The sequence below is a fragment of the Streptomyces sp. NPDC054783 genome (assembly GCF_053611725.1).
The window spans coordinates 26712-40038 of the sequence record NZ_JBSHAY010000003.1; the positions used below are offsets into that span (position 1 = coordinate 26712).

Here is a 13327-nt window from a genome sequence, read left to right on the forward strand (position 1 = left end):
CGTATGCAGCAGCGCCCCACCCCGCACAGCCACCTAGCGTCGGCCCCATGCGACGGAGCGGACCGCCAGGCTCGGCCGGCGACCGCCACTGGCGCGGCAGCGCCCGGCTGGCGCTCACCTGCGCCCTGATTTTCTGCGCCCTGTGCCTCCTGGTCGACTGGGACGCGGGCAGCCTGACCCCCCTGCGCGCCCTGCTCTGGGTCACCCTGTCGGCCGCGGTGTGCACCGTCCTGCTCCCCCAGCGGGTCACCGCGGGCCCCGGCTGGCTCGCGGTCCGCACGCCCTGGCGCCGGCACGTGGTCCGTACGGACGCCCTGGTCTCCGTACGGCAGTACGCCGGCGTCTCCTCCCACCTGGTCCTGCGGGACGTCCACGGCCACCGCCTGGAACTCGACCCGCGCATCCTCGCGGCCAACCCCCTGCTCTGGCACGAACTGGACACCGGCGTCCACCGCTCCCTGGAACGCGGAACGCTGCGCCGGGGTGCGGAAGTCCTTCACCGCCTGGGTCACCGCATCGACGACGAGACGGTGCAGGCGGTGCTCAGGGCCTCGGGGCTCTCCTGACTGCTGGCGCGGTTTCAGCCGGTTGCCGTGGGCTGCCCCGGACTGGCCGGGACCCGCGCACGGCGGGGATCTAGGCTTCCTTCTGTACAAGATTCGCTTCGGCTGTGAGGGACGCCGCGTTGAACTTCTGGTCGATCTATCAGCATGGTTTCGCCCGCGTCGCCGCGTGCACGGGCCACACCGTCATCGCCGACCCGCCCGCCAACGCCGAGGCGGTCCTGCGCCACGCCCGCCGGTGCGCCGAGGAGGGCGTCGCCGTCGTCGTGTTCCCCGAGCTGTGCCTGTCCGGGTACGCGATCGACGACCTGCTGCTGCAGGACGCCATGCTCGACGACGTCGAGACGGCTCTCGCCACGATCGTCGCCGGGTCGGCGGACCTGCTGTCGGTGCTGGTCGTCGGCGCCCCGCTGCGCCACCGCGATGTGATCTACAACTGCGCGGTGATCGTGCACCGCGGCCGGATCCTCGGCGTCGTACCGAAGTCGTACCCGCCGAACTACCGGGAGTTCTACGAGCGCCGGCAGATCGCCGCGGGCGACGGCGAGCGCGGCGGAACGATCCGGCTGGGCGGTGCCGACGCGCCGTTCGGGGTGGACCTGCTCTTCGCGGCGGCGGACGTGCCCGGGCTCGTGCTGCACGCGGAGATCTGCGAGGACATGTGGGTGCCGGTGCCGCCGAGCGCGGAGGCGGCGCTGGCCGGGGCGACCGTCCTGGTCAACCTCTCGGGCAGTCCGATCACGGTCGGCCGGGCCGAGGACCGCAAGCTGCTGTGCCGCTCGGCGTCCTCCCGCTGCCTCGCCGCGTACGTCTACGCGGCGGCCGGCCTCGGCGAGTCGACCACCGACCTGTCCTGGGACGGCCAGACCCTGATCTACGAGAACGGAGCGCTGCTGGCCGAGACCCAACGCTTCCCGCTGGGCGAGCAGTACGCGGTGGCCGACGTGGACCTCGACCTGCTGCGGCAGGAGCGGCAGCGGACGGGCACGTTCGGCGAGAACCGCCGCACCCATGCCGCGCGCACCGGCGACTTCCGGACCGTGTCCTTCGAACTCGCCCCGCCCACCACCACCGACCTGGGCCTGCGCCGCCGCGTGGAGCGCTTCCCCTTCGTCCCGGCCGACGCCGAACGGCTCGCCACGGACTGCTACGAGGCGTACAACATCCAGGTCGCGGGGTTGCAGCAGCGGCTCGCGTCGATCGGCGGCCCCAAGGTCGTCATCGGCGTCTCCGGCGGCCTGGACTCCACGCACGCGCTGATCGTCGCCGCCCGGGCGATGGACCGCGCCGGGCGCCCGCGCAGCGACATCCTGGCCTTCACCCTGCCCGGCTTCGCCACCAGCGACCACACCAAGGACAACGCCCACCGGCTGATGCGAGCCCTGGGCGTCACCGCGGCCGAGCTGGACATCACGCCGACCGCACGGCTGATGCTGAAGGAGATCGGCCACCCCTTCGCCTCCGGCGAGCCGGTGTACGACGTCACCTTCGAGAACGTCCAGGCAGGCCTGCGCACCGACTACCTGTTCCGCCTCGCCAACCAGCGCGGCGGCATCGTGCTCGGCACCGGCGACCTCTCCGAGCTGGCGCTCGGCTGGTCGACGTACGGCGTCGGCGACCAGATGAGCCACTACAACGTCAACTCCGGTGTGCCGAAGACGCTGATCCAGCACCTCATCCGCTGGGTCGTCGGCAGCGAGCAGTTCGACGAGGAGACCGGCGAGATCCTCACCGCGATCCTCGACACCGAGATCAGCCCCGAGCTGGTGCCCGGCGAGGAGATGCAGTCCACCGAGTCGAAGATCGGCCCGTACGCGCTGCACGACTTCACCCTCTTCCACGTGCTGCGCTACGGATTCCGCCCCTCGAAGATCGCCTTCCTCGCCTGGCACGCCTGGCACGACCGGGAGAACGGCGCCTGGCCCCCCGGCTTCCCGGAGGCCGAGCGCGGCACCTACGACCTGGCGCAGATCCGGCACTGGCTGGAGGTCTTCATCCGCCGCTTCTTCGCCTTCTCCCAGTTCAAACGCTCGGCCATGCCGAACGGCCCGAAGGTCTCGGCGGGCGGGTCCCTGTCACCGCGCGGCGACTGGCGGGCTCCGTCGGACGGGACGGCGCAGGCGTGGTTGCGGGATCTGGAACGCTTCAACTCGACGGAGACGGAGGCATAGCCGTCCGAGAGGGGCGCGGGGGGGCTCAGACCCGCACCGCTGAAAGCGCACGCAGGATGCGTGCGAGGTCGTCCGGTGCGGCAGCGAGTCGTACGGGCGTGCCCGCGTCGTCGAGCTCGGCGATGTGCCAGCTGCGCGGAACGAGGTCACCCTCCTCCCCCCGCGGCCGCCGCACGGCCTGAACGGTGAGCCGTCCCACCGGGATCCGCTTCGCGGCGAACCGCCCCGGCCCCGCCTGGGGCGTCACCGCGGGCTCGCCGGCGCCGAGCACGATGTGGGTACCGAAGCCGTGCGGGTTGTAGTCGGTGTGCTCCAGAAAACACGCCGACAGGAACACCTCGCCGTCCGCGGGGAGTTCGGGCGCCGTGGACCGACCGGGTGTGCGGATCCGCGTCGCCCGCCACGCCCAGCCGGACAGCGCCACGCTGACCAGCGCGCCCACCGCCCACCAGGCGATCGTGGCCGTCGAGCCGAACAGGGACACGGGGTGCCGGTAGCACAGCGGCAAGAGCCACACCGCCGTGCCGAGGAGCGGGACGAGGAACGGCAGCGCGGACGGCGGGGCCTCGCCCTCGGGCAGCCGGTGCCCGCGCGCCCGCAGCAGCAGCCGGGCTCCCGGCCAGCCCGCGGCCAGCGCGCACAGGGCCGCGACCACTGCCTGGCTGCCGCCGGTGGCCACATGCTCGTGCCAGACGTACCGAGCCCCGGCGACCTTCATCACCTGGCCCCGCCACACGGTCAGCCGGACCCGGTCACCGGCCTCGAAGGCCTCGGCGGCGTCGTACGACACCCACATCCGGGGCGTCGGGCGGCCCCCGGCGAAGTACAGGCGGCCACCCTGCTTGGGCGAGTGCGGATCGGTGCGCTCGATCACGGCCGGGAGGGTGCGCAGGCAGTCGTTCCCGCGCGCACCGGAGGCGCAGGGCCGGGCCGCGTGCCAGGCCCGCTCCTCCGCGGTGACCGCCGGCACGAACCAGGCGGCCACCCCCGCGCACACCAGCAGCAGCGCGCAGACCGCCAGTTGACCAACCCTGCTCTTCATGCCCGGGATTGTCGCAACGCCTGGCCGGCCGGTCTTGTACCGGCTCCGGCAACGAAGGGAGGACCGGCACTGCCGTGATCGGACGTCAGTTGTTCCAGCTCTCGTCGTACGGGTCGTGCGGCACCGGTACCGGTCTCGCCGCGGTGACCTTCAGATACGGGATGGGGCCGTTGTTGACCGGGTCGTGGGTCATGCGGGGGGTGTAGGTGCCGGTCACCTCCAGCCAGGCGTCCGGGCGCAGGACCGGGGGCAGTTCGCCGGTGAGGGCGATCTTGACCGGCTGGGCGTCCGCGGCACAGCAGTTGAGGGCCATCCGGACCAGGTACGGCGCGCCCGAGTGGTCCAGGGCCAGGAATCCGGTGACGCGGACGGAGCGGCCGTGCAGGGAGCGGCCGTGGCCGTAGGCCGCGCGGGAGGCGTAGTCGATCACGGAGAGCGGGGCCGGGTCGGCGGCGGGCAGCGCGCCGTAGACGTACGGCTTCTGCAGAGCCGTACCGGAGCGCAGGGCGCTGTAGGAGCCGAGGGCGGGAGGAGCGACGAGGATGAGGGCGAGGAGGGGGAGCAACAGGAGCCAGGAGATGCGGGGTTCGGGGTGTGCGTGCGCCTCGGTGGCGGCGGCCCCGGCACGCCGGCGCTCGTACCAGACCGTCGCCAGCGCCGCCGCGATCAGGACCACGCCCGAGGCGAGCAGCAGCGGGCGCAGGCCCTCCTTGACGTAGCGGAGATAGAGGTCGGTGCTGCCCGCGTGGAGCAGGGCGGCGCCGAGCAGGAACATGACGGCGGACTGGGAGTGGCGGTTCACAGCAGGACCGTCCCGGTGACGACAGCCCCTGTGATCGCCAGCGCGAAGGTGGCCGGGGCGAAGCGGAGGGCGAAGGTACGGCCGAAGGTGCCGGCCTGCATCGCGAACAGCTTGAGGTCGATCATGGGGCCCACCACCAGGAACACCAGCTTGGCCGTCAGGGAGAACTGGGTGAGGGAGGCCGCGACGAACGCGTCCGCCTCCGAGCAGATGGACAGCAGGACGGCGAGGACGGCCAGGGCCAGCACAGAGAAGACCGGGTTTCCGGCCGCCGTGCGCAGCCAGTCCGCGGGCGTCGCCGCCTTCAGCGTGGCCGCGGCCATCGCCCCGAGCACCAGGAAGCCGCCCGCGTGCACGGTGTCGTGCCGTACCGAGTTCCAGAACGCCTCCCCCTTCGTCGCGCCCTCGTGCGCGCCGTGGGCCGGCGGGCGCAGCCAGTCGGTGCGGCCCAGCCGCTGCCACAGCCAGCCCATCGCGCACGCCACCAGCAGGCTCGCCAGGAAGCGGGCCAGGACCATCTCGGGCCGGCCCGGGAAGGCGACGGCGGTGGCGGTCAGCACGATCGGGTTGATCGCGGGGGCGGAGAGGAGGAAGGCGAGGGCGGCGGCCGGGGTGACCCCTCTGCGCACCAGGGCGCCCGCCACCGGGACCGAGGCGCACTCACAGCCGGGCAGCACCGCGCCCGCGATCCCGGCGACCGGGACGGCCAGGGCGGGGCGGCGCGGGAGGGCGCGCGCGAAGAAGGCCGGCGGTACGAACACCGCGATCGCCGCCGACAGCAGCACGCCGAGGACGAGGAAGGGCAGCGCCTGGACCGTCACCGCGACGAACACCGTCATCCAGCTCTGCATCAGCGGCGTGCCGAGGAGCCCGCGGATCGGGGACTGGGCGAGCACCGCGAGGAGCAGGATCAGCGTCAGCACGAGGGGGGAGCTGAGCCTGCGGCTGTCCGGGCCGCCCGGCTCGCCGGCGGGGCCGGCCTCCGCGCCGGGCGGGGCGTCTTCCGTGATGGCCACGTGCGGTTACCTCCGGCTGGCTGTCCTCGTTCGCTCCCTCCCCCTCGGTACGCGAGTCGTCCCCCGGGTGTTCACACCGTTGCTGGAACCACTCCTCTCCTTGGGGCAGTCTTTTCCCTCGTGGGGAGCGTTCCGTATCAAGGTGGGCCCAGGGCCCCGCACATGGTGGTGTGTGGTGACGACGGGCTCGCGCACCGGCTGGCCGCCGAGCTGCGCGGAGTCTACGGCGAGCAGGTCACCCTCGTGGTACCGCCGAACGAGCGCACCGCCAGACCTCCGGTGGTCGGACGGGCCCGGTCCGCTTCGGCCGCGCTGTTCGACCGTATGGTCAACGCCGCGGTCGGCCGCGGCGGCACCGGCTCCGGATCTGGCTCCGGCTCCAGCTCCGGGTCCGGCTCCGGGTCCAGCTCCGGATCGGCAGCGACGGCCACGAGCACCGGCGGTACGGGCGGCGCCGCCGGTGGTGGCAACGGCGGTGAGGCCCACGGGGTGCTGGAGGCCGCCGAGATCACCGAGTCCGTGCTCGCCCGGGCCGGAGTGGAACGGGCCGCCGCGCTCGCCCTCGTCTTCGACGACGACGAGACCAACATCCGGGCCGCGCTGACCGCCCGCCGGCTCAACCCGCGGCTGCGGCTCGTCCTGAGGCTCTACAACCGGCGGTTGGGCCAGCACATCGAGGAACTTCTCGACCAGGCCGCCGCGTTGGCCACGGGCAACGGCGAGGGCGGCACCGACGCGTCCACCACCGTGCTGTCCGACGCCGACACCGCCGCGCCCGCACTGGCCGCCACCGCCGTCGCCGGCACCAGCAAGGTCGTCCAGACCGAGGGGCTGCTGCTGCGGGCGGTCGAACGGCCGACGGCCGGCACCGGCCTGTGCACGCTCGCCCTGCTCTCCCCGCCGGGCGCGGATCCCGAGGCCGGCGGCGACCAGGATCCCCGGCTGCTGCCGGGCGACGACGAGGTACGGCAGGCCGCCGGCCGGTCGGCCGTGGTGCTGGAGCAGGTGTCCTCGGCGGGCGGCGGCGAGTCGGCCGCGCCCGGCCGTGGCGGGGTGCCGCCGTTCGCCTCGCTGTTCTCCCGGCGGCTGCGGTGGTCGCTGGCGGGCATGGTGGCGTGCGTGCTCGCGCTCGCCGTCGCGCTGTGGGTGGTCACCGGGATCCATCCGCTGCGGGCCTTCTATCTGACGCTGCTGGACATGTTCGCGATCGACGACCCCGCCCTCGGGGCGCCGCTCGGCCGGCAGATCCTCCAACTCCTCTCCGGACTGGTCGGGTTGCTGCTGCTCCCGGTGCTGCTGGCGGCCGTACTGGAGGCGCTGGGCACCTTCCGCACCGCCTCCGCCCTGCGCAAACCACCGCGCGGTCTCGGCGGTCATGTGGTGCTGCTCGGGCTCGGCAAGATCGGCACCCGGGTGCTGACCCGGCTGCGCGAGCTCAACATCCCCGTCGTGTGCGTCGAGTCCGACCCGGACGCGCGAGGCCTCGCGACCGCGCGACGGCTGCGGGTGCCGGTGGTGCTCGGGGACGTCACCCAGGAAGGGGTGCTGGAGTCCGCGAAGATCCACCGGGCGTACGCGCTGCTCGCGGTGACCAGCGCGGACACCACCAACCTGGAGGCCGTGCTGTACGCGCGGAGCGTACGGCCCGATCTGCGGGTGGTACTGCGGCTGTACGACGACGACTTCGCCACCGCGGTGTACCGCACCCTGCGGGCCGCCTACCCGCACGCCCTCACCCGGAGCCGGAGCGTCACCCATCTTGCCGCGCCCGCGTTCGCCGGGGCGATGCTGGGACGGCAGGTGCTGGGCGCCATCGCGGTGGAGCGGCGGGTGCTGCTGTTCGCCGCGGTCGATGTCGCCGGGCACCCCCAGCTGGAGGGACGGACGGTACGGGACGCCTTCCGGGCCGGGTCCTGGCGGGTGCTGGCACTGGAGGGGCGCACCGACACGGCACCGGACCATGTGCTGGAGAAGGGGGACCGGGTCGTCGTCGCCGTTACCCGCAGGGGCCTGGCGGAGCTCCGGTGACGCTCACTCCGCCCCGGGTGCCGGCACTCAGGAAGCGCCCAGGTGCCGGGCCGCGAAGTCGATCTCCAGTCCCACCTGCTTGATCCGCTCGTCCACCACCAGGGAGCCGTGCCCGGCGTCGTAGCGGTACACCTCGTGGATCGCGCCTCTCGTCTCCAGGCGCTTGACGTAGTTGTCGATCTGCCGGATCGGGCAGCGGGGGTCGTTGACACCCGCCGAGATGTAGACCGGGGCCTTGACCGCGTCGACGTACGTGAGCGGGGACGAGGCCTCGAAACGCTCGGGGACCTCCTCGGGGGTGCCGCCCAGCAGGGTGCGGTCCATGGCCTTCAGGGCCTCCATCTCGTCGTGGTACGCGGTGACGTAGTCCGCGACGGGCACGACCGCGATGCCCACCGTCCACGCGTCGGGCTGGGTGCCGAGGCCGAGCAGGGTGAGGTAGCCGCCCCAGGAGGCGCCGGTGAGGACCAGCCGGGCGGGGTCGGCGAGGCCGGAGGAGACCGCCCAGTCGCGGACCGCGGCCACGTCCTCCAGCTCGATCAGGCCGACCCGGTGCTTCAGAGCGTCGGTCCAGGCGCGGCCGTAGCCGGTGGAGCCGCGGTAGTTGATGCGGATCACCGCATACCCCTGGTCGACCCAGGCGGCCGGGCCGGCGGCGAAGGAGTCGCTGTCGTGCCAGGTCGGGCCGCCGTGCAGATCGAAGACCGTGGGCAGCGGGCCGCTCGCGCCCGCCGGCTTCTGGATCAGGGCGTGGATGCGGCCGCCGGGGCCCTCCACCCACGCGTCCTCCACGGCCACCGACGGCGGGCAGGCCATGCCGGGCGGGTCCAGGACGATGCCGCCGGACGTCGAGCGGACCGCGGGCGGTTCGGCGGCCGAGGACCACAGGTACTCCACGCTGCCGTCGGGGCGGGCGGTGGCGCCGGAGACCGTGCCGGGCGGGGTGGGGATGCGGGCCAGCTCACGGCTCGCCAGGTCGTAGCGGAACAGCTCGCTGCGGGCCTCGAAGCCGTGGGCGACGAGGAGGCCCGAGCCGTCCGGATACCACTCCGCGCTGACGTCGCCCGGCAGGTCCAGGGCGAGGTCGGTCTCCTCGCCCGTCGCCACGTCCCAGACCAGCGGCTCCCAGCGGCCCCGGCGCTGATGGCCGATGAGCAGCCGGGTGTCGCCGTCGACCGGCGCGAAGCCCAGCACCTCCAGGCCCAGTTCCTCGGTGCCGCCCTTGGTGTCGTCCAGCTCGGCGACCGGCGTGCCGTCCGGGCGGAGCACGCGCAGCGCCGCGTGCATGGCGTCGCCGTGCTCGGTGTGCTCGACGGCGATCAGGGAGCCGTCGTGCGAGAGGTCGCCGACGCCCGCCGACTCGCGGTGCCGGTAGATCTCGACCGGGTCCCCGCCCTCGCGGGCCAGGTGGATCGTCGTACCGTCCTCGTCGGTGGAGCGGCCGACCACCGCCGTGCGCCCGTCCCGGGACAGGGCGAGCCCCGCCGGGTAGGACGGGTCGAGGCCCGGGACGGCCGGCTCGTCCTGACCTCCCTCGAAGGGCTGGCGGCGCCAGATGCCGAACTCGTCGCCGTCCTTGTCGTCGAACCACCAGATCCAGGCGCCGTCCGGAGAGAGTTCGCCGTCCGTCGTGCCGTTCGGCCGGTGCGTCGCCTGCCGCTGCCCGCCCGTCGCGCGGTCCCATGCGTACAGCTCGTACGTGCCCGTCGCGTTCGACACGAACAGGGAGCGGTCCGGCGCGTCCTCCGCCCAGTCGGGCAGCGACACCCGTGGCGCCCGGAAGCGCTTCTCCCAGTCCGGCATGCCGGCCGCGTCCCGCACGCCCGGCCCGTTGCTCTCACTCATCGCCCCAGTCATGCGCCCATACTGCCTGGCCGCGCCGACAATTGGGTGGCGGGTGTGCGCAGCCTGTGGATAACTTCCCGACCATGAGCACCCAGGTCGACCATCACTCCGCCCCCGACGGCTGGCGCGAGGACAACCGCGCCATGTGGGACGAGCGCGTTCCCGTGCACGTGGCCGGTGAGTACTACGACCTCGACGGCTTCCGGGCCCACCCGGACGTCCTGCGCGACTTCGAGACCGCCGAGGTCGGCGACGTCACCGGCAAGACGCTCCTCCACCTCCAGTGCCACATCGGGACCGACACCCTGTCCTGGGTCCACCGGGGCGCCGCCCGCGTCGTCGGCCTGGACTTCTCCGCCCCGGCCGTCGAGGCCGCCCGCTCCCTCGCCGCCGGCCTCGGCCACGGTCCCGAGCGCGCCGCCTTCGTCACCGGCGACGTGTACGACACGGCCGACGCCGTGCCCGAGTCCTCGTACGACATCGTCTACACCGGCCTGGGCGCGCTGTGCTGGCTGCCCGACATCGGCCGCTGGGCGCGGACGGCCGCCTCCCTCGTCGCCCCCGGCGGCTTCCTCTACCTCGCCGAGTTCCACCCGATCACCGAGGCCCTGGACGACGCGACCGGCTCACTGATCGTGCGCGACTACTTCCGCCGCGGCGCCCAGGTGTGGGACGAGCCCGGCACCTACGCCGACCCGGACGCCGTCACCGTCCACAACCGCAGCGTGGAGTGGCAGCACACCCTCGGCGACGTGGTCTCCGCGCTCGCCGCGGCCGGGCTGCGCATCGAGTTCCTGCACGAGCACGACGTGTCACTGTTCCCGCGCTTTCAGAACTTCGAGGTCCGCGACGGCTACCACCGCTTCCCGCCGGACCACCCGCGCATCCCGCTGATCTACTCCCTCAAGGCGAGCAAGGGCTGACCCGCGGGCGGGCGCCCGGCGGCGGCGCCGTACCGTGGGAGGCGTGTACCGGTTTCTGCTGACACCCCGCTGGTGGGGCATCAACGTCTTCGTGCTGCTCGCCATCCCCTTCTGCGTCTTCATGGGGTCCTGGCAGCTGAGCCGGTTCGAGGGCCGGGTGCAGGAGCACCGCAGCGCGACCGAGCAGGCCGCGTCCGACCGGCACGAGGCCGCGCGCCCGCTGGAGTCGATGCTGCCCGTCGACAAGGCCACCTCGGGCCGCCGGGTCACCGCGAGCGGGCACTACGGCGCACAGCTGCTGGTGCCCGGCCGGCAGCTCGACGGCAGGGACGGCTTCTACGTCCTCACCCTGCTGCGCACCGGTTCCGGCAAGGCGCTGCCGGTGGTGCGGGGCTGGCTGCCGGGCAAGGCGGAGGCGGCGAAGGCGCCCGCGGCGCCGAGCGGTGAGGTCACCGTCACCGGCGCGCTGCAGGCCTCCGAGACGCCGGGGGACAACGGGGTCAGCGCGGCCGGCGGGCTGCCGGCCGGGCAGACGGCGGCGATCAGCACGGCCTCGCTGGTGAACCTGGTGCCGGACAGGCTGTACGACGCCTGGGTGACCCTGGACAGGGCCGACGCCGGGATGAAGGCCGTGCCCGCGACGGCGCCGGACGGCACCGGGCTGGACCTGAAGGCCTTCCAGAACCTCGGCTACACCGGGGAGTGGTTCGTCTTCGCCGGGTTCGTGGTGTTCATGTGGTTCCGCCTGGTACGACGGGAGGCCGAGGCGGCGCGGGACGCCGCGCTGGGCTTGGTACCGGAGGAGCCGGCCCGGGAGCCGGTGGCCGGCGGCTGAGCACGAGCGGCCCGAAGGGCTACGCGCCCGCCAGCACCCCGGTGTAGACGACCGTCCCCGCACACTCCCCCGTCACCGTCGCCGTGGCCGCAGGGGACCCCCCCTGCGCGGTGTGGGTGATCTGCACGCTGCCGTCGGCCGTGCCGTCCTCGGTCATCAGCTGGGTGGTGGTCCCCGCCGAGGTCCCGCCGTCGGCCGAACCGCCGGTGGCACTCGCGTCCTGGGTCGGCGACGGATCCGGTGTGGGGCCACCGGTCTGCGAGCCGCCGGTGGTGCTGGTGCCGCCGCCGGTGGTGGGACAGGTCTCGGAGGGTACGAAGGCGAACTTCTCCTCGTACGCCGCGCTCGGCTGCAGGACCAGCCCGGTGACCTCCAGGGAGGGGTCGGGCAGTCCGGTCGCCGCGTCCCCGGCCACATGCCGGGCGGTGCCGATCTTGGCCGGGTCGGCCGCGCCCGTCGCGGTCGGGGTGATGGTGCCCGCGCCGGCGACGGTGCAGGCGGTGGAGGAGACGTTGACGACGCGGAAGGTGCCGTAGACCACGCCCGCGGTGTCGGGGGCGACGGCGGTGCCGGTGGCCGAGCCCAGCTGGGCCGTCGTGCACAGCGGGACGCCGCTCGAGGCGAGGGTGGAGGACGGGTTGGCGCCGCCGCTGGAGCCGCCGGTGCCGCTGCCGCCGCCCTTGCCCTTCGTCCCGGACCTGCCGGGCTCCTTGCCGGGCTTGGCGGTCGTACCGCCGTCGTCCTTCCTGCCGCCCGTGTCGCCGCCCTTGTCCTTGCCCTGCCCGGTGCCGCCCTGGGCCTGGGAGGACTGGCCGGCCATGGCGGTGTTGGGGTCGGTGCCGCCGGACTCGGAGACGTGCACGAGAGCGGGGATCGCGGTGCCGATGAACAGGGCCGCGGCGGCCATGCCGACGGCGGCCTGCCGCTTGCGGGCCCGCCGCGCGGGCACGGCCCGGCGCAGATGCTCCAGCGTGCCGGTGCGCGGCTCGATGTCGTCGACGGCGGAGCGCAGCATCCGGCGCAGGGCCGACTCGTCGCCACCGAGGCCGTCGAGATCCTTGCCGAGGCCGTCGAGCTCGAAGCCGTCCGCGTCGGCGCCGGGGCCGCCCTGACGCCTGCCGCGCCCGTCCGGGCCCTGGCCGAGGCCCTCCGGGCCCTTCTCGTCGGGGCCGTGGTTCACAGTTCCGTTCCCAGCGTGCGATTGCGTGTGCTCTTGCTCATCCCGCCTCGTCGGCTCGTGCCAGGCGAAGGGCTCGTGACGTTCGTGGGAATGGCGTTCATCGGAATCGCCCCCTTCGGCGCGCTCGCTCATGCCGGTGCCTCCATGGCCACCCGCAGCGCGGCGATGCCCCGCGAGCCGTACGCCTTCACCGAGCCCAGGGAGATCCCGAGGGTCTCGGCGACCTGCGCCTCGGTCATGTCCGCGAAGTAGCGCAGGACCAGGACCTCGCGCTGGCGGCGCTGCAGGCCCTTCATCGCCTTGATGAGGTCGCGGCGCTCCAGCTGGTCGTAGGCGCCCTCCTCCGCGCTCGCCATGTCCGGCATCGGCTTGGAGAGCAGCTTCAGGCCGAGTATGCGGCGGCGCAGGGTCGAGCGGGAGAGGTTGACGACGGTCTGCCTGAGGTAGGCGAGGGTCTTCTCGGGGTCGCGGACGCGCTTGCGGGCCGAGTGCACGCGGATGAAGGCCTCCTGGACCACGTCCTCGCAGGAGGCGGTGTCGTCCAGGAGCAGCGCGGCGAGGCCGAGCAGCGAGCGGTAGTGCGCCCGGTAGGTCTCGGTGAGGTGGTCGACGGTCGTGCCGGCGACCTCGGTCGCCGCGGTGGTCGCGGCGTCCTCGGCACCGTCACGCTGACTGGGTATGCGGGCGGGCCGCGCTGCGGGCATGGGCGCGATCACCGGCATGCCGCCGGGCGTGCGGGGCCGGACCGCCGCACGGGGCGGCCGAAGAGCCGCCGCGCCGCGGGCCACGCTGAGTTCGAGTACCTCTGCCACGCCAGTTGGACACGTCTCCCCCCGCCAGGGTTGTACGTGCCGGGCGTCACATGTGCGACAACCGGCCGAGCCTCAAGTGACGTCATGCGTCCCGCTCTTCCCCTATGTCT

The 13327-nt window shown here is 73.6% G+C and carries 11 protein-coding genes; 5 read left to right on the top strand and 6 right to left on the bottom strand.

Annotation, left to right across the window (positions count from 1 at the left end; genetic code table 11):
- Positions 1-47 precede the first annotated feature (47 nt).
- Entirely contained in the window at positions 48-566 is a 519-nt protein-coding gene (locus tag ACWGJ5_RS07055) for a hypothetical protein (RefSeq protein WP_453308749.1), read from the top strand.
- Positions 567-685: 119 nt separating this feature from the next.
- On the top strand, positions 686-2734 hold the full coding sequence (locus ACWGJ5_RS07060) for an NAD(+) synthase (RefSeq protein ID WP_453308750.1): 2049 nt from the start codon (positions 686-688) through the stop codon (positions 2732-2734).
- A gap of 25 nt (positions 2735-2759) precedes the next feature.
- On the opposite strand, the gene ACWGJ5_RS07065 is transcribed toward ACWGJ5_RS07060, so the two are convergent.
- The 3 genes from ACWGJ5_RS07065 to ACWGJ5_RS07075 all read right to left on the bottom strand — a co-directional run bounded on the left by ACWGJ5_RS07065 (position 2760) and on the right by ACWGJ5_RS07075 (position 5594).
- Positions 2760-3776: a hypothetical protein gene (locus tag ACWGJ5_RS07065; RefSeq protein ID WP_453308751.1), complete on the bottom strand. Its 1017-nt coding sequence runs from the start codon at positions 3774-3776 to the stop codon at positions 2760-2762.
- Positions 3777-3861: 85 nt separating this feature from the next.
- On the bottom strand, positions 3862-4578 hold the full coding sequence (locus tag ACWGJ5_RS07070; protein ID WP_453308752.1) for a TIGR03943 family putative permease subunit: 717 nt from the start codon (positions 4576-4578) through the stop codon (positions 3862-3864).
- The gene (locus tag ACWGJ5_RS07075; RefSeq protein ID WP_453308753.1) at positions 4575-5594 is read right to left on the bottom strand and encodes a permease; all 1020 of its coding nucleotides are present in this window, start codon (positions 5592-5594) and stop codon (positions 4575-4577) included. The genes ACWGJ5_RS07070 and ACWGJ5_RS07075 overlap by 4 nt, the downstream gene beginning before the upstream one ends.
- A 162-nt stretch (positions 5595-5756) precedes the next feature.
- Here ACWGJ5_RS07075 and ACWGJ5_RS07080 point away from each other — a divergent pair, with 162 nt between their 5' ends.
- Positions 5757-7622 carry an NAD-binding protein gene (locus tag ACWGJ5_RS07080; RefSeq protein WP_453308754.1) on the top strand — a complete coding sequence of 622 codons (1866 nt, stop codon included), beginning with the start codon at positions 5757-5759 and terminating at the stop codon, positions 7620-7622.
- 27 nt (positions 7623-7649) lie between these two features.
- On the opposite strand, the gene ACWGJ5_RS07085 is transcribed toward ACWGJ5_RS07080, so the two are convergent.
- Positions 7650-9467, bottom strand: a complete 1818-nt coding sequence (locus ACWGJ5_RS07085) for a prolyl oligopeptidase family serine peptidase (RefSeq protein ID WP_453308755.1) — start codon at positions 9465-9467, stop codon at positions 7650-7652.
- An 83-nt stretch (positions 9468-9550) separates the two neighbouring features.
- On the opposite strand from ACWGJ5_RS07085, the gene ACWGJ5_RS07090 reads away from it, so the two are divergent.
- Positions 9551-10390: a class I SAM-dependent methyltransferase gene (locus ACWGJ5_RS07090; protein WP_453308756.1), complete on the top strand. Its 840-nt coding sequence runs from the start codon at positions 9551-9553 to the stop codon at positions 10388-10390.
- A gap of 43 nt (positions 10391-10433) precedes the next feature.
- Complete coding sequence (locus tag ACWGJ5_RS07095; RefSeq protein WP_453308757.1) at positions 10434-11225, top strand: SURF1 family protein; 792 nt, start codon at positions 10434-10436, stop codon at positions 11223-11225.
- 19 nt (positions 11226-11244) lie between these two features.
- Here ACWGJ5_RS07095 and ACWGJ5_RS07100 read toward each other — a convergent pair whose 3' ends face one another.
- Complete coding sequence (locus tag ACWGJ5_RS07100; protein ID WP_453308758.1) at positions 11245-12405, bottom strand: hypothetical protein; 1161 nt, start codon at positions 12403-12405, stop codon at positions 11245-11247.
- Between the two features lie 128 nt (positions 12406-12533).
- On the bottom strand, positions 12534-13217 hold the full coding sequence (locus ACWGJ5_RS07105) for a SigE family RNA polymerase sigma factor (RefSeq protein ID WP_453308759.1): 684 nt from the start codon (positions 13215-13217) through the stop codon (positions 12534-12536).
- Between the last annotated feature and the right edge of the window lie 110 nt (positions 13218-13327).

Excerpts from the sequence above, each read along its gene's own strand:
- ACWGJ5_RS07085 (WP_453308755.1), bottom strand. The coding sequence starts at position 9,467 with ATGAGTGAGAGCAACGGGCCGGGCGTGCGGGACGCGGCCGGCATGCCG.
- ACWGJ5_RS07090 (WP_453308756.1), top strand. The coding sequence starts at position 9,551 with ATGAGCACCCAGGTCGACCATCACTCCGCCCCCGACGGCTGGCGCGAG.
- ACWGJ5_RS07055 (WP_453308749.1), top strand. The coding sequence starts at position 48 with ATGCGACGGAGCGGACCGCCAGGCTCGGCCGGCGACCGCCACTGGCGC.
- ACWGJ5_RS07065 (WP_453308751.1), bottom strand. The coding sequence starts at position 3,776 with ATGAAGAGCAGGGTTGGTCAACTGGCGGTCTGCGCGCTGCTGCTGGTG.
- ACWGJ5_RS07080 (WP_453308754.1), top strand. The coding sequence starts at position 5,757 with ATGGTGGTGTGTGGTGACGACGGGCTCGCGCACCGGCTGGCCGCCGAG.